Origin of the sequence: Streptomyces asiaticus, from assembly GCF_018138715.1 — a bacterium.
Taxonomy (GTDB): Bacteria; Actinomycetota; Actinomycetes; order Streptomycetales; family Streptomycetaceae; genus Streptomyces; species Streptomyces asiaticus.
The window spans coordinates 5963046-5981325 of the sequence record NZ_JAGSHX010000006.1; the positions used below are offsets into that span (position 1 = coordinate 5963046).

The 18280-nt window shown below is 71.2% G+C and carries 16 protein-coding genes and 2 tRNA genes; 10 read left to right on the forward strand and 8 right to left on the reverse strand.

Features of this window, described 5'->3' with window-relative positions; translation table 11 throughout:
* Positions 1 to 30 precede the first annotated feature (30 nt).
* The 4 genes from KHP12_RS33025 (at position 31) to KHP12_RS33035 (ending at position 3253) form a co-directional block, all read left to right on the forward strand.
* Positions 31 to 1140 carry an NAD-dependent epimerase/dehydratase family protein gene (locus KHP12_RS33025; protein WP_086886330.1) on the forward strand — a complete coding sequence of 370 codons (1110 nt, stop codon included), beginning with the start codon at positions 31 to 33 and terminating at the stop codon, positions 1138 to 1140.
* Between the two features lie 83 nt (positions 1141 to 1223).
* Positions 1224 to 1691, forward strand: a complete 468-nt coding sequence (locus KHP12_RS33030) for a molybdenum cofactor biosynthesis protein MoaE (protein WP_137979447.1) — start codon at positions 1224 to 1226, stop codon at positions 1689 to 1691.
* Positions 1692 to 1895: 204 nt separating this feature from the next.
* The gene (locus tag KHP12_RS51465; protein ID WP_020868566.1) at positions 1896 to 2078 is read left to right on the forward strand and encodes a hypothetical protein; all 183 of its coding nucleotides are present in this window, start codon (positions 1896 to 1898) and stop codon (positions 2076 to 2078) included.
* A gap of 80 nt (positions 2079 to 2158) precedes the next feature.
* On the forward strand, positions 2159 to 3253 hold the full coding sequence (locus KHP12_RS33035; protein WP_210609835.1) for a YlbL family protein: 1095 nt from the start codon (positions 2159 to 2161) through the stop codon (positions 3251 to 3253).
* Positions 3254 to 3288: 35 nt separating this feature from the next.
* On the opposite strand, the gene KHP12_RS33040 is transcribed toward KHP12_RS33035, so the two are convergent.
* Positions 3289 to 3852 (reverse strand): PPA1309 family protein, encoded by a 564-nt coding sequence (locus KHP12_RS33040; RefSeq protein WP_037952339.1) that lies wholly within the window; start codon positions 3850 to 3852, stop codon positions 3289 to 3291.
* Positions 3853 to 3986: 134 nt separating this feature from the next.
* Between KHP12_RS33040 and KHP12_RS33045 the strand changes: the two genes are divergently transcribed.
* The 4 genes from KHP12_RS33045 (at position 3987) to KHP12_RS33060 (ending at position 9445) form a co-directional block, all read left to right on the forward strand.
* On the forward strand, positions 3987 to 6938 hold the full coding sequence (locus tag KHP12_RS33045) for a UPF0182 family membrane protein (RefSeq protein ID WP_086886044.1): 2952 nt from the start codon (positions 3987 to 3989) through the stop codon (positions 6936 to 6938).
* 69 nt (positions 6939 to 7007) lie between these two features.
* Positions 7008 to 7081: transfer RNA gene (locus tag KHP12_RS33050), tRNA-Met, on the forward strand.
* 181 nt (positions 7082 to 7262) lie between these two features.
* Positions 7263 to 9110: a tetratricopeptide repeat protein gene (locus KHP12_RS33055; protein WP_107471931.1), complete on the forward strand. Its 1848-nt coding sequence runs from the start codon at positions 7263 to 7265 to the stop codon at positions 9108 to 9110.
* 258 nt (positions 9111 to 9368) lie between these two features.
* A tRNA-Met gene (locus KHP12_RS33060) sits at positions 9369 to 9445 on the forward strand.
* 62 nt (positions 9446 to 9507) lie between these two features.
* Here the strand turns inward: KHP12_RS33060 and KHP12_RS33065 are convergent.
* Positions 9508 to 9921: a Fur family transcriptional regulator gene (locus tag KHP12_RS33065; protein ID WP_086886042.1), complete on the reverse strand. Its 414-nt coding sequence runs from the start codon at positions 9919 to 9921 to the stop codon at positions 9508 to 9510.
* A gap of 162 nt (positions 9922 to 10083) precedes the next feature.
* Here KHP12_RS33065 and KHP12_RS33070 point away from each other — a divergent pair, with 162 nt between their 5' ends.
* Positions 10084 to 11550 carry a catalase gene (locus KHP12_RS33070; RefSeq protein ID WP_086886041.1) on the forward strand — a complete coding sequence of 489 codons (1467 nt, stop codon included), beginning with the start codon at positions 10084 to 10086 and terminating at the stop codon, positions 11548 to 11550.
* Positions 11551 to 11663: 113 nt separating this feature from the next.
* Here the strand turns inward: KHP12_RS33070 and KHP12_RS33075 are convergent, their stop codons facing one another.
* Both KHP12_RS33075 and hisN read right to left on the reverse strand, forming a co-directional pair.
* Positions 11664 to 12056: a CBS domain-containing protein gene (locus KHP12_RS33075; RefSeq protein WP_037952410.1), complete on the reverse strand. Its 393-nt coding sequence runs from the start codon at positions 12054 to 12056 to the stop codon at positions 11664 to 11666.
* A 187-nt stretch (positions 12057 to 12243) separates the two neighbouring features.
* A complete protein-coding gene (gene hisN / locus KHP12_RS33080) occupies positions 12244 to 13038 on the reverse strand; it encodes a histidinol-phosphatase (protein ID WP_037952348.1) in 795 nt (264 codons plus the stop codon).
* A 211-nt stretch (positions 13039 to 13249) separates the two neighbouring features.
* On the opposite strand from hisN, the gene KHP12_RS33085 reads away from it, so the two are divergent.
* Positions 13250 to 13846 carry a TetR/AcrR family transcriptional regulator gene (locus tag KHP12_RS33085; protein WP_210609837.1) on the forward strand — a complete coding sequence of 199 codons (597 nt, stop codon included), beginning with the start codon at positions 13250 to 13252 and terminating at the stop codon, positions 13844 to 13846.
* Positions 13847 to 14332: 486 nt separating this feature from the next.
* On the opposite strand, the gene KHP12_RS33090 is transcribed toward KHP12_RS33085, so the two are convergent.
* The 4 genes from KHP12_RS33090 to KHP12_RS33105 form a co-directional block, all read right to left on the reverse strand.
* On the reverse strand, positions 14333 to 14656 hold the full coding sequence (locus KHP12_RS33090; RefSeq protein WP_046090402.1) for a DMT family transporter: 324 nt from the start codon (positions 14654 to 14656) through the stop codon (positions 14333 to 14335).
* A gap of 336 nt (positions 14657 to 14992) precedes the next feature.
* Positions 14993 to 16000: a ribosome small subunit-dependent GTPase A gene (gene rsgA / locus KHP12_RS33095; RefSeq protein WP_086885971.1), complete on the reverse strand. Its 1008-nt coding sequence runs from the start codon at positions 15998 to 16000 to the stop codon at positions 14993 to 14995.
* Positions 16001 to 16012: 12 nt separating this feature from the next.
* Complete coding sequence (gene aroA / locus KHP12_RS33100) at positions 16013 to 17389, reverse strand: 3-phosphoshikimate 1-carboxyvinyltransferase (protein ID WP_086885972.1); 1377 nt, start codon at positions 17387 to 17389, stop codon at positions 16013 to 16015.
* Between the two features lie 161 nt (positions 17390 to 17550).
* Entirely contained in the window at positions 17551 to 18264 is a 714-nt protein-coding gene (locus tag KHP12_RS33105) for a M50 family metallopeptidase (protein ID WP_020868553.1), read from the reverse strand.
* Positions 18265 to 18280: the final 16 nt, after the last annotated feature.

An 18280-nucleotide genomic window follows, 5' to 3' on the forward strand; every position in this document is an offset into this window, starting at 1 on the left:
CGTACTGAAGACAACCGCTGGAGACGCCCGGTGAGTTCCCCAGACCGAGAAGTTCGCGCTGCGCGAAACGATACGGCCCGCACCGCACGACGACCCGTCGTGGCGGTGACCGGTGCCGCCTCGGGCCCAGGTGCCCTGCTCACGCAGCGGCTCGCGGAGTCCGAAGAGGTCAAGCAGGTCCTGGCCATCGACGAGCGCCGCGGTGAGGTGACCGAGGCGCAGTGGCATGTGCTGGACGTCCGCGATCCGGCCATCGCCGAGAAGCTGCGCGGCGCCGACGTGGTGGTCCACCTCGCCGTCGACCTGGATCTGGGCACCGACGCCGCCGCCCGCACCGCCTACAACGTGCGCGGCACCCAGACCGTCCTGACGGCCGCCGCCGCGGCCGGGGTGCGCCGGGTGGTGCTGTGCACCTCGGCGATGGTCTACGGGGCGCTCCCCGACAACGCCGTGCCGCTGGCCGAGGACGCGGAGCTGCGGGCGACCGCCGAGGCCACCGGCGTCGGCGACCTCCTGGAGATCGAGCGGCTCGGGGAGCGCGCGCCCCGGGCGCATCCGGGGCTGAATGTGACCGTGGTGCGCCCTGCGCTCCTGGTCGGCGGCACGGACACCGCGCTCACCCGCTACTTCGAGTCACCGCGGCTGCTGGTCGTCGCCGGATCCCGTCCCACCTGGCAGTTCTGCCATGTGGAGGACCTGGTCGGCGCGCTGGAGTACGCCGCCCTGGAGAAGGTCGAGGGCGAGCTGGCGGTCGGGTGCGAGGGCTGGCTTGAGCAGGAGGAGGTCGAGGAGCTGTCCGGGATCCGGCGCATGGAGCTGCCCTCGGCGGTCGCCCTGGGCGCCGCCTCCCGGCTGCACCGGCTCGGTCTGACGCCGTCCCCGGCGGGCGATCTCGCGTACACGATGCACCCCTGGGCGGTCAGCGGCAGCAGGCTGCACGCGGCGGGCTGGCGGCCGCGCTGGACCAACGAGGAGGTCCTGGCGGAGCTGCTGGAGGAGGTCGCCGGCCGCCATACGGTCGCGGGTCGGCGTCTCGGCCGTAAGGACGCCACGACGCTCGGCGCCGCGGGCGCGACCGTGGCCCTGGTGGGCACCGCGGCGATCGTGCGCCGCGCCCGTAAGGCGCGCCGCCGAGCCTGAGACAAGCGGCCCGGAAGGTGGTTTCCGGGATCCGGTAGTCCAGTGGCTCCACAGATTCCCCGAGGGCGGGACGGTACGGCACGATGGACGACATGGCACATTCGTACGATCACCCCGGCGAGCTCGCGGCCGCCCATCCCATCCGGCTGCTCGCCGTCCGTGACACACCCCTGTCGGTGGACGAGGTGTTCGGGGCGGTGGGCGATGCCGCGGCGGGCGGTACGGCGCTGTTCGTGGGCACCGTGCGCAACCACGACGGAGGCGCGGAGGTCGGCGCCCTCGGCTACTCCGCGCACCCGACCGCCGAGGCCGAGCTGCGCCGGGTGGCCGAGAAGGTCGTGGCCGACTTCCCGGTGCGCGCGCTGGCCGCCGTGCACCGGGTGGGCGATCTGGCGATCGGCGATCTGGCCGTGGTGGTGGCCGTCTCCTGCCCGCACCGCGCGGAGGCGTTCGCGGCCTGCCGCCGGCTGATCGACGACCTCAAGAGCGAGGTCCCGATCTGGAAGCACCAGACGTTCGCGGACGGCACCGAGGAATGGGTGGGCGCGTAGCGCCTCGTTGAGGGGTGGTGGTCGGGCGACGGGAGGGCGGGTGGGCGCGTAGGGGGAATGCGCATGCGCGTGGGGGCACGGAAGGGTGTACTCCGCTTGCGTAACCCCCACCCTGCCGTAAGCGTTGAGCTGGCAGAGGATTAATCTGCTCATCTGTCAGTCGCGGTCCTGAACCGCGATTTTTCAAGGGGTCGGGAGGCTGCTGTGGCCGCGCTTCTCTGGTTGCTGATTCCGTTGTTCGCGGCGATAGGCGCGGCGATATACGCCGGCATAGCCGCCCGAGCCGGTAAACGGAAGTCCGGGGGGGACGTAGCTGAGCTGGCCGGATACGCCCGCTTCCGCGAAGCGATGGAGCGCCGGCCCTCCGATTCGGACGCCGCGGCCTGAGGCCGTCGCCCCGTCCGCGCCGCCCCTCGTACGGACGGCCCCGACGGTGGACTGACGGACGCGTCCCGTACTGTCGTTCCATGCCACGCCGCACTGCGACGATGCTCGCCTCCCTTCTGATGCTGATCGCGCTGCTGTGCGCCGGAGTGCTGATCCCGGTGCCGTATGCGGAGATGTCCCCGGGGCCGACGTACAACACCCTGGGCGAGCACAACGGGGAGTGCGTGCTCCAGATTTCCGGCCGCAAGAGCTGTGAGACCACCGGCGGGCATCTGAACATGACCACGGTCCGGGTCACCGGGTCCGAGTACCGGATGAACCTCGTGGAGGCCGTCTACGGCTGGCTGGCGCACGATGACGTGGTCGTGCCGCACAGCACCCTCTACCCGGACGACAAGACCCCGGACCAGGTGGACCAGCAGAACGCCGAGGAGTTCACCCAGTCCCAGGAGTCCGCCAAGGTCGCGGCGCTGCGGGCGCTGAAGAAGCCGGTCACCGCGCATGTCATCGTCGGCGCGGTCCAGAAGGGCGCCCCGGCCCAGGGCACGCTGCACGCGGGCGATGTGATCAAGTCGGTGGACGGCACGGCGGTGCGCGAGCCCGATGACGTGGCCAAGCTCGTCACCAAGCACAAGCCGGGCCAGAAGGTGGTCTTCTCGGTCGTCCCGGCCAAGAACGTGGCGGCGGCGGAGAAGAGCGGCAAGCAGCCCACCGGCGAGGAGCGCGTCTCGGTCACCACCACGAAGGCGGACAAGGGCCCGGCCCGTGCCATCGTGGGCATCCAGGCCGGGGTCGACTACACCTTCCCGTTCCGGATCGACATCAAGCTGGCGGACGTGGGCGGGCCCAGCGCGGGTCTGATGTTCGCGCTGGGGATCGTGGACCGGCTCTCGCCCGGCGATCTCACCGGCGGGAAGTTCATCGCGGGCACCGGGACGATCGACGACAAGGGCACGGTCGGCCCGATCGGCGGCATCGAGATGAAGACGATCGGCGCGCGCGAGGCGGGTGCCCGGTACTTCCTCACGCCCAAGGAGAACTGCGCGGCCGCCGCCAAGGACGTGCCGAGCGGGCTGCGGCTGGTGAAGGTGCACACGATCGACGACGCCCTTACGGCGCTCGAGAAGATCCGTAAGGGGGACACCGCCGGTCTGCCGAAGTGCACGACGGGCTGAGCGGCGCCCCCGTTCCGGGGGTCGGGTCGCGGGGGTCAGTCGGTGGCGAAGGTGGCGGCGAGCGCGTCGGCCAGGCCAGGCACCAGACCGGCCCCGGTGAGCACCTCGGTCGGGGAGTCCTTCTCCCGCAGCCGCAGGGCCGACTCACGCGCGCCGTCCCGCAGCACGGCCACGGTCATCCGGACCTCCTGGCGGTCCGGGTGGTCGGCGACCCACTTGGCCAGCGCCGCGTCGTCCAGGCCCTCGGGCACGGAGCTCTCGGCGGACGGCGGCAGCATCTGCCGCTCCACGGTCAGGGCGCAGCCGGTCACCGCGTCCGGCCAGGCGATGGTGGCGAGGAACTCGTCCAGTGGGGCGCCGGAGGGCAGCTCGTCCTGCTCGATGGGGGTCAGGGAGGCGATCTCCTCGCCGCCCTCGTCAAGGCCGAGCTGAGCGGCGAGGCCGGGCTCCTCAGTGCGCAGCCGGGCGGTGTCGACAAGGGCGAAGAGCCGGGCGGGCTGGTCCCAGCCGAGCCCCGAGGCGTACTCGTCGATTTCGAGTACGGCTCGGGTCAGTGGATTCGAGGTCAGCGGGCCGCTGCCGGGGGTTGCGTTGGACATGGTTCATATCGTGCCCTGTTCGGACCCGGAAACGGGAACTGAGTAAAGCCTGAGTAAGTTGCATCAGGTGGGCCCTGGAGTTCAGGGTTCCTCAATCGACAGCGAACTTCGAGGTGCGCACCTTGGCTTTCCAGATGCCGGACCGCGGCGGAGGCCCGACGGGGCCGCGGGTGAGAGTCGGCCGTCCGTCCCGGCGTGCCAGAACCCTGCTCATGACCTTGGGCGTGCTGGCCGTGTTGGCCATGCTCTTTGTCATGTTTGCCGGATTTTGGACGGATTGGCTCTGGTATCGCTCACTTCATTACTCTTCCGTCTTCAGCACCACCCTGAAGACGAAGATTGGGCTGTTCTTCGTCTTCGGCGTGCTGATGGCCACGGCCGTCGGGATCAACATCTGGCTGGCCCACCGGCTGCGGCCGCCGCTGAGCGCGATGTCCATGGAGCAGCAGAGCCTGGACCGCTACCGGATGGGCATCGCCCCGTTCAAGAAGTGGGTGCTGCTCGCGGTCACCGCCCTGGTGGGGCTGATCGCGGGCGCCTCGGCGGCCGGCCAGTGGCGCATCTGGCTGCTGTGGGTCAACGGGGTGCCGTTCGGGCAGAAGGACCCGCAGTTCCACAAGGACGTGGCCTTCTACGCCTTCGATCTGCCCTGGTACCGCTTCCTGCTGAGCTTCGGCTTCGCGGCCACGGTGCTCTCGCTGATCGCCGCCGCCCTGGTGCACTACCTCTACGGGGGCCTGCGGGTCACCAGCCCCGGCGCCCGCGCGACCGCCGCGGCCACCGGCCATCTGTCGGTGCTGCTGGGCGTCTTCGTGGCGCTCAAGGCGGTGGCGTACTGGCTGGACCGCTACGGCCTCGCGGTGAAGTCCAGCGACTTCAAGGCGACGGGCAACTGGACGGGTCTGCGCTATGTGGACGCCAACGCCTATCTGCCCGCCAAGACCATCCTGTTCTGCATCGCGGCGATCTGCGCGGTGCTCTTCTTCGCCACGCTCTGGCGCCGCACCTGGCAGCTGCCGGTCATCGGCTTCGGGCTGATGGTGCTGTCGGCGATCCTGATCGGCGGGCTCTACCCGGCGATCGTGCAGAAGTTCCAGGTCCAGCCGAACGAGCAGGCCAAGGAGGCGCCGTACATCCAGAAGAACATCGAGGCCACGCGCAAGGCGTACGGCATCGATGACTCCAAGGTGGCGGACTACTCCGGCAAGAACGACAGCGACGGCGGCGGCGAGAAGCTCCGTAAGGACGCCAATACGACGGCCAGTTACCGGCTGATCGACCCCAGCGTCATCTCGCCGACCTTCCAGCAGCTCCAGCAGGAGCGCAAGTACTACCAGTTCCCCTCGACGCTCGACGTCGACCGTTACAAGGGCGCCGACGGCAAGGACCAGGACACCGTCGTCGGTGTTCGCGAGCTGAACCTCGACGGCATCCCCAAGCGGAACTGGATCAACGACCACTTCACCTACACCCACGGCTACGGCATGGTGGCGGCGAAGGGCACCACGACCGACCCCAACGCGGACCCGGCGGGCTCGCCGGACTTCACCGAGTCCGGGCTGCCCACCAAGGGCTCCAGCGGCGGCGGTGTCGGCACCTACAAGCAGCAGGTCTACTACGGCGAGAAGACCGACCAGTACTCGATAGTCGGCGGCCCCCAGAAGGAGCTCGACTACGAGAAGAACGGCGAGCGGACCACCAGCTACAAGGGCAAGAGCGGGGTCAGCCTCTCCAACCCGGTCAACCGCGCCGCCTACGCGGTGGCGTTCGGCGAGCCCCAGATCCTCTACTCGGGCGCGATCGGGGACGGTTCGCGGATCCTGTACAACCGCACCCCCAAGGAGCGCGTCGAGAAGGTCGCCCCCTGGCTGACCATCGACGGTGACGCCTATCCGGCCGTGGTCCATGGCCGGATCAAGTGGATCGTGGACGCCTACACCACGACCAACGGCTATCCGTACGCCTCGCGGACGACCCTGGGTGACAGCACGGCCGACTCGCTGAGCAACGGGGACCGCTCGGTGGTCGCGCAGCAGAACAAGGTCAACTACATCCGCAACTCGGTCAAGGCGACCGTGGACGCCTATGACGGCACGGTCAAGCTCTACGAGTGGGACTCCAAGGACCCGGTCCTGAAGACCTGGGAGAAGGCGTTCCCGGGCACGGTCGAGCCCAAGGAGAAGATCAGCGGCGAGCTGATGGAGCATCTGCGGTATCCGCAGGACCTGTTCAAGGTCCAGCGCGAGCTGCTGACCCGCTACCACGTCACCGACCCCACGCAGTTCTACAGCGGCAGTGACGCCTGGCAGGTGCCCGAGGACCCGACCCACAAGGAGGGGAACGCGGTGCCGCCGTACTACCTGAGCATGCGGATGCCCGATCAGAAGGGGCAGACGTTCTCGCTGACGACGACCTTCACCCCCAACGGGCGTCCCAACCTGGGGGCGTTCATGTCGATCGACGCGGATGCCAACAGTAAGGATTACGGCACGATAAGACTGCTGAAGGTCACCTCCAACGTGCCCGGCCCACAACAGGTGCAGAGCGAGCTCAACGGTGATCCGGAGGTCGCCGAGTTCGTCCGGAACCTGAGAGGCACCGACTCCGACATCGAGTACGGCAATCTGCTCACCGTGCCACTGGACAACGGCTTCCTCTATATCGAGCCCGTCTACGCACGCGGCGGCAGCGCCAACTACCCGCTGTTGAAGAAGGTCGGCGTCTCCTACGGCAAGGAGACGGTCTTCAAGGACACCCTGGGCGAGGCCCTGGACGCCGTCTTCGGCAAGTCGTCCGAACAGCGGCCACCGGGCGACGGCGGCCAGGAGGAACCGCCGTCGAGTGACAACCCCACGGTGAAGGACGCCCTGAAGGACGCCCAGGCGGCCTATCAGGATGCCCAGGACGCCCTCCAGAAGCAGCCGCAGGACTGGGAGGCGTACGGCAGGGCCCAGGAGGATCTGAAGGACGCGCTGGACCGCGCCGCCAAGGCGGAGGGCAAGGCGGTCGGCGACAAGCAGGGGCAGCAGCAGAACCAGCCACGGAGCCAGAGCGCCGGCGGCGGTTCCGACAAGAAGGGCGGCTGAACCGTGACGACCTGCGAGAACGGCCGGGCGGTCGGCCTCTCGCGCCGTGGTACGGTGGTTCCACCACGGCGCGGGGTGGAGCAGCTCGGTAGCTCGCTGGGCTCATAACCCAGAGGTCGCAGGTTCAAATCCTGTCCCCGCTACTGACACACGAGGCCCGGATCCGCAAGGATCCGGGCCTCGTTGTGTGTTGTATGAGCGTCCACTCGGGGTATGCGGATACAAGCGTTTGGGTTGTCTCTCTGTGGGCATGTCGACAAAACGCTGAAGTGACCTCCTCGGCTGCGGTATACCAGGTGTACGCCGGATGCGGGTGATGCCACGATGGGATTTATGGGGGACAGGGTCAGTCTGTTGGAGACAGGGCGTTTTGCGCACACGCATGACGATGCCGAGGAGGAGACCCGGCACCGTGGTGCCGCCGAGGCCGGTGACACCGCCGCGATGAGCGCGCTTGGCGCACTGCTGCTGCGCCGTGGCGACCTCGACGGCGCCGAACCGCATCTGCGGGGAGCCACCGCGGCGGGCGATCGCGCCGCCGCCAACAACCTCGGCGTTCTGCTGCACCAGCGCGGCTACGCCGATGAGGCCGCCGGCTGGTGGCGCATAGCCGCCGTCGCCGGATCTCCCGCAGCGGCGCACGCCCTGGGCCGCCATCACCGCGAGCGGGGCGACGAGCCCGCCGCCGAGTACTGGCTGCGCCAGTCCGCCGAGTCCGGCCACACCCTGGGCGCGTACGCGCTGGGCGATCTGCTGGAGCACCGCAGTGACATCGGGGCCGAGCGCTGGTTCCGTACGGCCGCCGAGCGCGGCCACCGCGAGGCCGCGTACCGCCTCGCCCGCATCCTCGACGACCGTGGCGACGAGGGGGACGAGCCGGCGGCCGAGCGGCGCCGTGGCGCCGACGGGGGCGGCCGGGAGGAGGCCGAGCAGTGGTACCGGCAGGCCGCCGCGCGCGGTCACCGGCGCGCCGCCCTCCACCTCGGCACGCTGCTGGAGAAGCGCGGTGAGACCAAGGAGGCCGGACGCTGGTACCTGATGTCCGCCAAGGACGGCGAGGCCCGGGCCGCCTGCGCGCTGGGCTTTCTGCTGCGTGACGCGGGCGACACCGACAGCGCCGCCGTCTGGTGGCACCGGGCGGCCCAGGACGGCGACGGCAACGCGGCCAACGCGCTGGGCGCGCTCCACGCCGACCGTGGCGAGACCCAGACCGCCGAGCGCTGGTACCGCGCCGCGCTCGACGCCGGGGACATCAACGGCGCCTACAACCTCGGGCTGCTCTGCGCCGAGCAGGGCCGCACCGCCCAGGCCGAGCAGTGGTACCGCCGCGCCGCCTACGCGGGCCACCGCGAGGCCGCCAACGCGGTCGCCGTGATGCTGCTCCAGCGCGGCGACGCGGCGGGCGCCGAGCCATGGTTCTCCAAGGCGGCCGAGGCGGGCAGCGTCGACGCCGCGTTCAACCTGGGGATCCTGCACGCGGGGCGGGGCGAGGACCGGGCGGCCCGGCAGTGGTACGAGCGGGCCGCGGCCGCCGGGCACACCGAGGCCGCGTTGCAGGTCGGCCTCGCCCTCCAGCGGGAGGGCGACCTCCAGGGGGCCGAGCGCCATCTGCGCTGCGCCGCGGGCGGCGGCAGCGCGGAGGGCGCCTTCCGGCTGGCCGCGCTGCTGGACCGCTCCTCGGTCGGCGGCGACCCGGCGACCGGCACCGGCTTCGGCAGCTCGTCCGGGACCCGCTTCCCGACCCCGCCGCCGGACGACGGCTCCGGGCCGCACGTCCCCGAGTACGAGGAGTGGTACGAGCGCGCCGCGCGCCAGGGCCACCGGCGGGCCCAGGTGCGGGTGGGCATGTTCGCGGCCGCGCGCGGCGATGTGGTGGAGGCCGCGCGCTGGTACCGCACGGCCGCCGAGGCGGGCAGCAGCAACGGCGCGTTCAACCTGGGGCTGCTGCTGGCCCGGGAGGGCAGCGAGCCGGAGGCCGCCCTGTGGTGGACGCGTGCCGCCGAGGCGGGGCACGGCCGGGCAGCGCTGCGGCTCGCGCTGCTCGCGGCCCGTCGCGGGGCGCTCGCCGAGGGGCAGCGGTGGTGTGCGCGGGCGGTCGAGCTGGGGCCCGCGGAGGTCGCCGAGCGGGCGGCCCGGCTACGAGAGGCGCTCCAGCAGGAGCTCACGGCGTAGGGCGGCGGGCTCGCGGCGTAGGGCGGCGGGCTCGCGGCGTAGGCGGCAGGGCTCACGGCGTAGGGCGGTGGGCTCGCGGCGGAGCGCGCCGGGCCGGATCCCCGGCCCGGACCCGGCCAGGCTCGGCCCGGACCCGGCCCCCAGCCCAGGCTCGGCCTCGGCCCGCCCGGATCCGGTGCGGGGACCCACCGCCGGGGGTCTCGCCGGTAACCGGTTTGCTCCTGCTGTCCACCCCGGGTTAAGGTTGCTACACAACGACGCGGGGTGGAGCAGCTCGGTAGCTCGCTGGGCTCATAACCCAGAGGTCGCAGGTTCAAATCCTGTCCCCGCTACCACGGCGAAAGGCCCGGATCCTCCAGGATCCGGGCCTTTCGTCTGTCGCTGCCCCATGGCCTCCTCAGACCGCGCAGTCGGGGCACAGCCCCCGGTACGTCACCTCGACCGCGGAGATCGCGAAGCCGTAGCGCTCCTGCGTGGGCAGGTCGGCGAGCAGGTCGCCGGAGGGGTGGACATCGCGGATCGTGCCGCAGTGCGCGCACACCAGGTGCTGATGCGCGTGATGCGCGTTCGGGTCGTAGCGCTTGGCTCTGCCGTCCGTGCTGACCTCGATCACCTCGCCGAGCGTGACGAGCTCGCCGAGGGTGTTGTACACGGTCGCGCGGGAGATCTCGGGCAGTCGCTCGGCCGCCAGCGCGTGGACTTCGTCGGCGGTGTAGTGCACGTGGTCCCCGTCGAGGACCTCGGCGACGACACGCCGCTGCGCCGTCAGCCTCCAGCCGCGTCCCCTGAGCCGTTCCAGCAGGTCACTCATGCCATTCACCTATCAGTCAGATAAGGACAAGGGTAGCAGCGGACGAGTCCTTGACCAGACCGGGTACGAATCTCAAACCCATCTTGACTTAGACAATGTCCAATGTAGGATCGTGGCCAGCCCCAGACCAAGGGACAGCATGCGAGTACGCAGGAGGCGCACGTGACGGTCCAGGACAACATCACTGGTCCGCTGACCACGGAGTCCGGGGCTCCGGTGGCGGACAACCAGAACAGCGAGACGGCGGGCGCCGGCGGTCCGGTCCTGATCCAGGACCAGCACCTGATCGAGAAGCTCGCCCACTTCAACCGCGAGCGGATCCCGGAGCGGATCGTGCACGCGCGGGGCGCCGGTGCGTACGGCACCTTCACCGTGACCGCGGATGTGACGAAGTACACCCGCGCCGCGTTCCTCTCCGAGGTCGGCAAGCAGACCGAGACGTTCCTGCGCTTCTCGACGGTCGCCGGCAACCTCGGCTCGGCGGACGCGGTGCGCGACCCGCGCGGTTTCGCGCTGAAGTTCTACACCGAGGACGGCAACTACGACCTGGTCGGGAACAACACCCCGGTGTTCTTCATCAAGGACGCCATCAAGTTCCCCGATTTCATCCACACCCAGAAGCGCGACCCGTACACCGGCTCGCAGGAGGCGGACAACGTCTGGGACTTCTGGGGGCTCTCGCCCGAGGCCACCCACCAGGTGACCTGGCTGTTCGGCGACCGCGGCATCCCCGCCTCGTACCGCCACATGAACGGCTACGGTTCGCACACCTACCAGTGGAACAACGCCGCGGGCGAGGTCTTCTGGGTGAAGTACCACTTCAAGACCGACCAGGGCATCAAGAACCTCACCACCGCCGAGGCGGCCGAGACCGCCGGTCTGGACCCGGACAGCCACCAGCGCGATCTGCGCGAGGCCATCGAGCGGGGTGACTTCCCGACCTGGACCGTGCAGGTGCAGCTCATGCCGGCGGCCGACGCGGCGAACTACCGCTTCAACCCGTTCGACCTGACCAAGGTCTGGCCGCACGAGGACTACCCGCCGATCGAGATCGGCAAGCTGGAGCTCAACCGCAACCCGCGGAACATCTTCGCCGAGGTCGAGCAGTCGATCTTCTCGCCCGCCCACTTCGTGCCGGGCATCGGCCCGTCCCCGGACAAGATGCTCCAGGGCCGCCTGTTCGCGTACGGCGACGCCCACCGCTACCGCGTCGGCATCAACGCCGACCACCTGCCGGTGAACCGTCCGCACGCGGCCGAGGCGCGCACGTACGGCCGGGACGGCTTCCTTTACGACGGCCGTCACGCGGGCGCCAAGAACTACGAGCCCAACAGCTTCGGCGGCCCGGCCGAGACCGGCCGGGCGCTGTGGCAGCCGTCGCCGGTGTCCGGCCGGACCGGGGACCACGAGGCCCCCTCGCACGCCGAGGACGACGACTTCGTCCAGGCGGGCAACCTCTACCGGCTGATGTCGGACGACGAGAAGGAGCGCCTGATCGAGAATCTGGCGCAGTTCATCGCCAAGGTCTCCCGCGATGACATCGCGCAGCGGGCGATCGAGAACTTCCGCAAGGCGGACGCCGACTACGGCAAGCGGCTGGAGGCCGCGGTCCAGGCCCTGCGCGGCTGACGGACGCTTGCCGTACCAACCGAAGAGGCCGGACGCCGTTGGGCTCCGGCCTCTTCGTGTGCCGGTTGGGCCGGTTGTGCCGGTTCGGGTGCCGGGCGCGGTGCGCCGGGCCCTTACGCCGGTACGGGCTGGGGCGCCGGGGCCCAGCAGCGGATGATGTCGCGTACGGACACCACCCCGACCGGGTCGCCCGCGTCGAGGACGACCAGATGGCGGAAGCCGCCCTGGGACATCGCGCGGGCCGCGTCGTCCAGCGTCCACCCGGGGGCGGCGAAGACGACGTCGGCGGTGGTGTGGTCGTGTGCGGTCTCCTGGTCGGGGTCCTGGCCCGCCCCCAGGGAGTTGAGGATGTCGCGCTCGGTGAGAATCCCCAGGCCGCTGGTGTCGGGATCGAGCACGATGGCCGATCCCACCCGGCGGGCCGACATCAGCCGGGCGGCCTGGCGGAGCGTATGCGCGGGGCCGATGGTGAGGACCACCGAGCTCATGGCGTCACGGACGTGCATGGGCATGGATGGAGCCACCTCCTTGGTGAATCCCCGATCCCATTAGAGAAAGGATTCACAAGTTCACAAGGTCTGGAATTCTCATGTTCACATGCCTCGGTGAGTCCAACAAGGGCGCGCGGAAGCCGATCTGCCGCGGAGCGCGCCCCGCGCTCCGGTTCACACTCCGGTCAGCCCGGAAGGCCCCTCAGGGCCGCAGGTAGTCCAGCATCACCCCGTGCAGCAGCCCATTGGACGCCGCCGCATCGCCGCTGTTCGGGCCGGGTACGCCGTCGAGTCCGGTGAAGCGGCCGCCCGCCTCCTGGACGATCACCGCGTTGGCCGCCATGTCCCACAGCGACAATTCCGGTTCGGCGCAGATGTCCACCGAGCCCTCGGCCACCATCATGTACGGCCAGAAGTCGCCGTAGCCGCGGGTGCGCCAGCAGGCGCGGGTCAGATCGAGGAAGCCGTTCAGCCTGCCGCGCTCCTCCCAGCCGCTGAGCGAGGAGTACGCGAACGAGGCGTCGGAGAGGTTGCTCACCTTCGAGACCGCGAGCCGGCTCGCGGAGGACAGGCTGCGCCCGGTGTACGCCCCGAGCCCCTCGGCGGCCCACCAGCGCCGTCCCAGTGCCGGTGCGGAGACCACGCCGACCACCGGCCGGTCGCCGCCCTCGCCGCGCTCCATGAGGGCGATCAGGGTGGCCCAGACCGGGACCCCGCGTACGTAGTTCTTGGTGCCGTCGATCGGGTCGACCACCCAGCGCCGCGGACCGCTGCCCTCGCTGCCGAACTCCTCGCCGAGCACCGCGTCGCGCGGCCGGGCGCGCTGGAGCGAGGTGCGGATCAGCTCCTCGGCCGCCTTGTCGGCCTCGCTCACCGGCGTCATATCGGGTTTTGTCTCGACCTTGAGGTCGAGCGCCTTGAACCGCTCCATGGTGGTCGCGTCGGCAGTGTCGGCGAGAACGTGGGCGAGACGCAGGTCATCGTGGTAGTCGGGCATGGCCGAACAGTATCGACAGGAAAAGACGCGGAGCCACACGACTCCACAACGGCCAGGGGACTTCGGCTGGACGGCCCTCTCGCGCGGGGCGCTTGCGCGGGGCTCTTGACTTCATCTGGCGGCCCGTCAATTCTGTCGGGCACGTGCCCGGCCGGGAGGCGAGGATGCCCCTTCCGGGCGGCGACGACGATGCCCGCTCTGGGAGGCGACGATGCCCGCAGCGCGTGAATCCTTACTCGACGCGGCTTTCGCCGCGCTTGAGCGCCGTCCGTGGCCGAGGGTGAAGATGTCCGAGGTCGCGGCGGCGGCCGGGGTCTCCCGACAGACCCTCTACAACGAGTTCGGCAGCAAGGAGGGCCTCGCCCGCGCTCTGGTGCGGCGCGAGGCCGACGCGTATCTGCGCGGGGTCGAACGGGCGCTGTCCGGGGTGTCCGGGGCGGCTGCCCCCGGGGAGCGGCTGGCCGCCGCGGCGGTGTGGACGGTCCGCTCGGCGACCGAGAACCCGTTGGTGCGGGCGGTGCTCACGGGCTGCTGGAACGAGCGGTTGCCGGCGTCCGTGACGTCCGTGAGTTCCGTGACGTCCGTAAGGACGACACCGCCGGGGGAGCCGGAGCCGCTGCCCGCGCCGGGGGAGCTGATCGGCGAGGCGCGGGACCGGGCGGTGCGGCTGCTGGAGGGCGACTGGCCGTCCGGCGCGGTCGAGCTGCCGCTGGCCTGTGAGGCGGTCGCGAGGCTGGCCCTGTCGTACGTGGTGGCGTCCGCGCCGGCGGCGGATGTGGCCCGTATGGTGCGCGCCGTGCTGGGCTGAGCGGGGCCGAGGGGGTACGGGGCGTCTGGTGGATCGTGGCGCCTGCGGCGGGCTGTTCCCCTCCCCGCCCCTTCCCACAACTGGGGGTCCGCCCCAGACCCCGGGGACACAGGGGAGAAGCCCCTGCCACGCGGCGGAGCCGCACAGCGGTGCTTTCCCCTCCCTGCCCCTGCCCGACACCTGACGATATGCGGCTTCGCCGCGCGGGGGGCTCCGCCCCTGGACCCCGCCACGCGGCGCGGAGTCCCGTCACGCGGCGCGGAGTCCCGTCACGCGGCGCGGAGTCCCGTCACGCGGCGCGGAGTCCCGTCACGCGGCGCGGAGTCCCGTCACGCGGCGCGTGGCCGCATATCGATGCCGCGGGAAGGGGCAGAGCCCCGGTTCGGGGTCTGGGGCGGAGCCCCGGTTCGGGAAGGGGCGGGGAGGGGAACAGCCCGCCGCAGGCGTCGGGATCCGTCCGCCACCCCCCCCAAGGGGCCTACGGGCTCAGTGGGCTGAGCCGGAGAGCTGGAGCCCTATCACGCCGACGATCACCAGCGTGATGGAGATGACCTTGAGCGTGGAGACGAGGTCGCCGAGGAAGACCATGCCGTAGATCGCGGTCCCGGCCGCCCCGATCCCCGTCCACACCGCGTACGCGGGCCCCACGTCGAGCTTCTTCAGGGACAGCGTCAGCAGCCCGAAGCTGCCGAGTGCGAACGCGCAGAAGGCGATGGTCGGCCAGAGGCGGGTGAAGCCGTGCGAGAGCTTGAGGCAGACGGCGAAGCCGGTTTCGAGTAGCCCGGCGACCACGACCAGCAGCCACGCCATAGAGATGCCCTCCCGTGCCGCCGTGGGCTGCCGTCGCCCGGGGCGTCCCCGGTCGCCTGGATTGCTCGAGCCGTCTCGATTGCTTGATGCGATTATCCATTTACCGCCCGGATGGAGCGGCAAACACGCTCTGCCAGGGGGCGTCCGGCGGATCGTGGCGCCTCCGGCGGGCTGTTCCCCTCCCCGCCCCCTCCCACAACTGGGGCTCCGCCCCAGACCCCGGGGTCCAGGGGCGAGGCCCTGCCACGAGCCGCAGCCGCATACGGGCGCCGCAGGCGATCGACGCGATCGACGCGATCGACGGCTCAGGGCGCTTCCAGGCCGTCAGCGGAGCGCCTAGTCGCCCTCCCGCCGCTCGCGGGTGGCCAGCAGCCGCCGGAGGGAGTAGAGCCGGGCCGGTTCGGCGTGGCCGTCGGCCACCCACTGGTCCAGCGCGCAGTCCGGCTCGTCGTGGCTACAGGCGCGCGGGCAGCCCTCGGTGCCCGGCTCCAGGTCCGGGAAGGCGTGGATGACCCGCGCCGGGTCCACGTGGTGCAGCCCGAAGGACCGCACGCCCGGTGTGTCGATCGCCCACCCCTTGGCGTCCGGCAGGGGGAGCGCGAGTGCGGAGGTGGTGGTGTGGCGGCCGCGGCCGGTGACCGCGTTCACCCGGCCGGTGGCCCGCTGGCGGTCCGGGACCAGCGCGTTCACCAGCGTCGTCTTGCCGACGCCCGAGTGGCCGACGAAGACGGTGATCCGGTCCGTCAGCCGCTCCCGCACCCGGTCGGCGGCGTCGCCGTCGGCCAGCTCGTCGCGGCTGGTGACGACATAGGGGACGCCGAGCGGCTCATAGGTCCTCAGCATCTCGTCGGCGGGCGCCAGATCGGACTTGGTGAGGACGAGCAGCGGCTCCAGGCCCGCGTCGAAGGCGGCCACCAGACACCGGTCGACCAGCCGTGGGCGCGGCTCCGGATCGGCCAGGGCGGTCACGATCGCGAGCTGGTCGGCGTTGGCGACCACCACCCGCTCGTACGGATCGTCGTCGTCGGCGGTCCGGCGCAGCACGGAGGAGCGCTCCTCGACCCGGACGATCCGGGCGAGCGTGTCCCTGTCGCCGGAGAGATCCCCGACGACCGCGACCCGGTCGCCCACCACGACGCCCTTACGGCCGAGCTCGCGGGCCTTCATGGCGGTGATGGTGCGGTCCTCGACCAGGACCGTGAGCCGGCCGCGGTCGACCGTGAGGACGAAGCCCTCGGCTGCGTCCTCGTGTTTGGGGCGGATGTTGGTGCGCGGCCGGTTGCCCTTGCGGTTGGGGCGGATCCGAACGTCGTCCTCGTCGGTGTGCTTGCCGTAGCGGCGCATGAGTCCAGGCTCTCAAGATCTCCGCGCCGAGGTCGTCGTCGCGTCGAGCATGCCGGTCCACAGACCGGGGAAGTCGGGGAGGGTCTTGGCGGTGGTCGCCACGTTCTCGACCAGCACGCCGTCGACGGCCAGGCCGAGGACGGCGGCGGCGGTGGCCAGCCGGTGGTCCTCGTAGGTGTGGAAGATCCCGCCGTGCAGCGGGCGCGGGCGGATCCGCAGGCCGTCCTCGGTCTCGGTGACGTCCCCGCCCAGCTCGTTGATCTCCTTGGCGAGGGCGGCGAGCCGGTCGGTCTCGTGGAGCCGCAGATGGGCGATGCCGCGCAGCACCGACTCGGAGTCGGCCAGCGCCGCGACCGCCGCGATCACCGGGGTGAGCTCGCCGACCTCGTGCAGATCGGCGTCGATCCCGGTGATCCGACCCGTTCCGGTGAAGGTCAGGCCGGTGTCGGTGAGCTCGCAGGAACCGCCCATCTCGGTGAAGATCCGGCGCAGTTCGTCCCCGGGCTGGGTGGTGCGCTCCGGCCAGTCAGGGATCGTCACCCGGCCGCCGGTGACCAGGGCGGCGGCCAGGAACGGCGCCGCGTTGGACAGATCGGGCTCGACGACCAGGTCGCGGCCGAGCAGCGCGCTCGGCGCCACCCGCCAGACGCCCCGCTCGCCGCCCGCCTCCGGGGTGTCCACCCGCGCGCCCGCCGCGCGCAGCATGTCCACGGTCATCCGGATGTGCGGCAGGGAGGGCAGCGCGGCGCCGATGTGACGCACTTCGACGCCCTGGTTGAAGCGCGGCGCGGACAGCAGCAGGGCGCTCACGAACTGGGAGGACGACGAGGCGTCGACGGGGACCGGGCCGCCGTCCAGCGCCCCGCCGCCGTGCACGGTCATCGGCAGCGCGCCGCGGCCGTCGTCGTCGATGCGGGCGCCGAGGGCGCGCAGCGCGTCGATCACGCCGTGCAGCGGGCGCTCATGGGAGCGGGGGTCGCCGTCGAAGTGGACGGGGCCGTCGGCCAGGGCGGCGACCGGCGGCAGGAAGCGCATCACGGTGCCGGCGTTGCCGACGTCGATGGTGGCCGGGCCGTGCAGCCCCGCCGGGATGACCCGCCATGCCTCTCCGCCACCGGAGGGGCCGCTGGAGCCGAGCGCGCCGTCGGACACCGTCTCCTCGATGCCGACGCCCATGGCGCGCAGGGCGGCGGCCATCAGGAGGGTGTCGCGGGAGCGGAGCGGGCGGCGCAGCCAGCCGGGTTCGGCGGCGAGCGCGGCCAGGATCAGACCGCGGTTGGTAACCGACTTGGATCCGGGCACGGTGACGGTCGCGTCGACCGCTCCATCGACGGTCGGAGCGGGCCAGAGGGCGGTGTGGTCGCCCGGGGAGGTCTCAATGCCGGTCATGGGTCTCACTTTAGTGGTTCGCCCGGAGTGCCAATCTTGATCGAAAGTGGTGAAACCCAGTCGAAACACGGCGCTGCTACAAGCTGCTCCAAGGCGCCCATGAGGTGGCGGCGGTGGCGCGCCGGGCGCTCGTACGGGGGGCACGGCCCCAGCGGCCGGGGTCACAGCCCCAGCAGCCAGCGCCCTCCGGCGAGCAGCGAGCACAGCGAGACCACGTGGAAGAGCAGCAGCCAGGCGCCGGCCGGAATGCCCGTCAGCCGGGCGAGCTGGTCGGGGTCGGAGTCGTACGCGCCGCCGTGACGGCGCTTGCGCTGGAGCTCGAAGGCCGGACGCACGCCCCCCAGGAGGAGGAACCACACCACGGCGTACGCGAACCCCGCCTGCACGTCCGGCCCGGTGAGCCAGGAGACGAGGAAGAAGGCGGCCCCGCTGATGACGACCGTAAGGACGCCATAGGCGTTGCGGATCATCACCAGCATCGCGACCAGCAGCGCCGTCGTCCCCCACAGCAGCAAGGTGATGTGGTTCGCCGCCAGCAGCCAGGCGCCGCCGAGGCCCAGCAGGGAGGGGGCGGTGTAGCCGGACGCCGCGGTGAGGATCATGCCCAGGCCCGTGGGCTTGCCGCGCGAGACGGTCAGCCCCGAGGTGTCCGAGTGCAGCCGTATGCCGTCCAGCCGCCGCCCGCTGAGCAGGGCGACCACGGCGTGGCCGCCCTCGTGGGCGATGGTGATGGCGTTACGGGCTATCCGCCACGCCGTGCGGAAGACCACGACCGCGAACGCGATCACGCCGGTGGAGACGACCAGCCAGGTGGTGGGGTCGGGCTGGGCGCCGGTCACCCGGTCCCAGAGATCGGCGGCGTTCGTTGCGTCCATGTGCGGGCGGCTCCTC

Excerpts from the sequence above, each read along its gene's own strand:
- KHP12_RS33040 (WP_037952339.1), bottom strand. The coding sequence starts at position 3,852 with ATGTCCAACGCAACCCCCGGCAGCGGCCCGCTGACCTCGAATCCACTG.
- KHP12_RS33035 (WP_210609835.1), top strand. The coding sequence starts at position 2,159 with ATGCCACGCCGCACTGCGACGATGCTCGCCTCCCTTCTGATGCTGATC.
- KHP12_RS33105 (WP_020868553.1), bottom strand. The coding sequence starts at position 18,264 with ATGGACGCAACGAACGCCGCCGATCTCTGGGACCGGGTGACCGGCGCC.
- KHP12_RS33085 (WP_210609837.1), top strand. The coding sequence starts at position 13,250 with ATGCCCGCAGCGCGTGAATCCTTACTCGACGCGGCTTTCGCCGCGCTT.
- rsgA (WP_086885971.1), bottom strand. The coding sequence starts at position 16,000 with ATGCGCCGCTACGGCAAGCACACCGACGAGGACGACGTTCGGATCCGC.
- KHP12_RS33030 (WP_137979447.1), top strand. The coding sequence starts at position 1,224 with ATGGACGACATGGCACATTCGTACGATCACCCCGGCGAGCTCGCGGCC.
- KHP12_RS33055 (WP_107471931.1), top strand. The coding sequence starts at position 7,263 with ATGGGATTTATGGGGGACAGGGTCAGTCTGTTGGAGACAGGGCGTTTT.
- KHP12_RS33075 (WP_037952410.1), bottom strand. The coding sequence starts at position 12,056 with ATGCACGTCCGTGACGCCATGAGCTCGGTGGTCCTCACCATCGGCCCC.
- aroA (WP_086885972.1), bottom strand. The coding sequence starts at position 17,389 with ATGACCGGCATTGAGACCTCCCCGGGCGACCACACCGCCCTCTGGCCC.
- KHP12_RS33045 (WP_086886044.1), top strand. The coding sequence starts at position 3,987 with ATGCCGGACCGCGGCGGAGGCCCGACGGGGCCGCGGGTGAGAGTCGGC.
- KHP12_RS33065 (WP_086886042.1), bottom strand. The coding sequence starts at position 9,921 with ATGAGTGACCTGCTGGAACGGCTCAGGGGACGCGGCTGGAGGCTGACG.
- hisN (WP_037952348.1), bottom strand. The coding sequence starts at position 13,038 with ATGCCCGACTACCACGATGACCTGCGTCTCGCCCACGTTCTCGCCGAC.
- KHP12_RS33090 (WP_046090402.1), bottom strand. The coding sequence starts at position 14,656 with ATGGCGTGGCTGCTGGTCGTGGTCGCCGGGCTACTCGAAACCGGCTTC.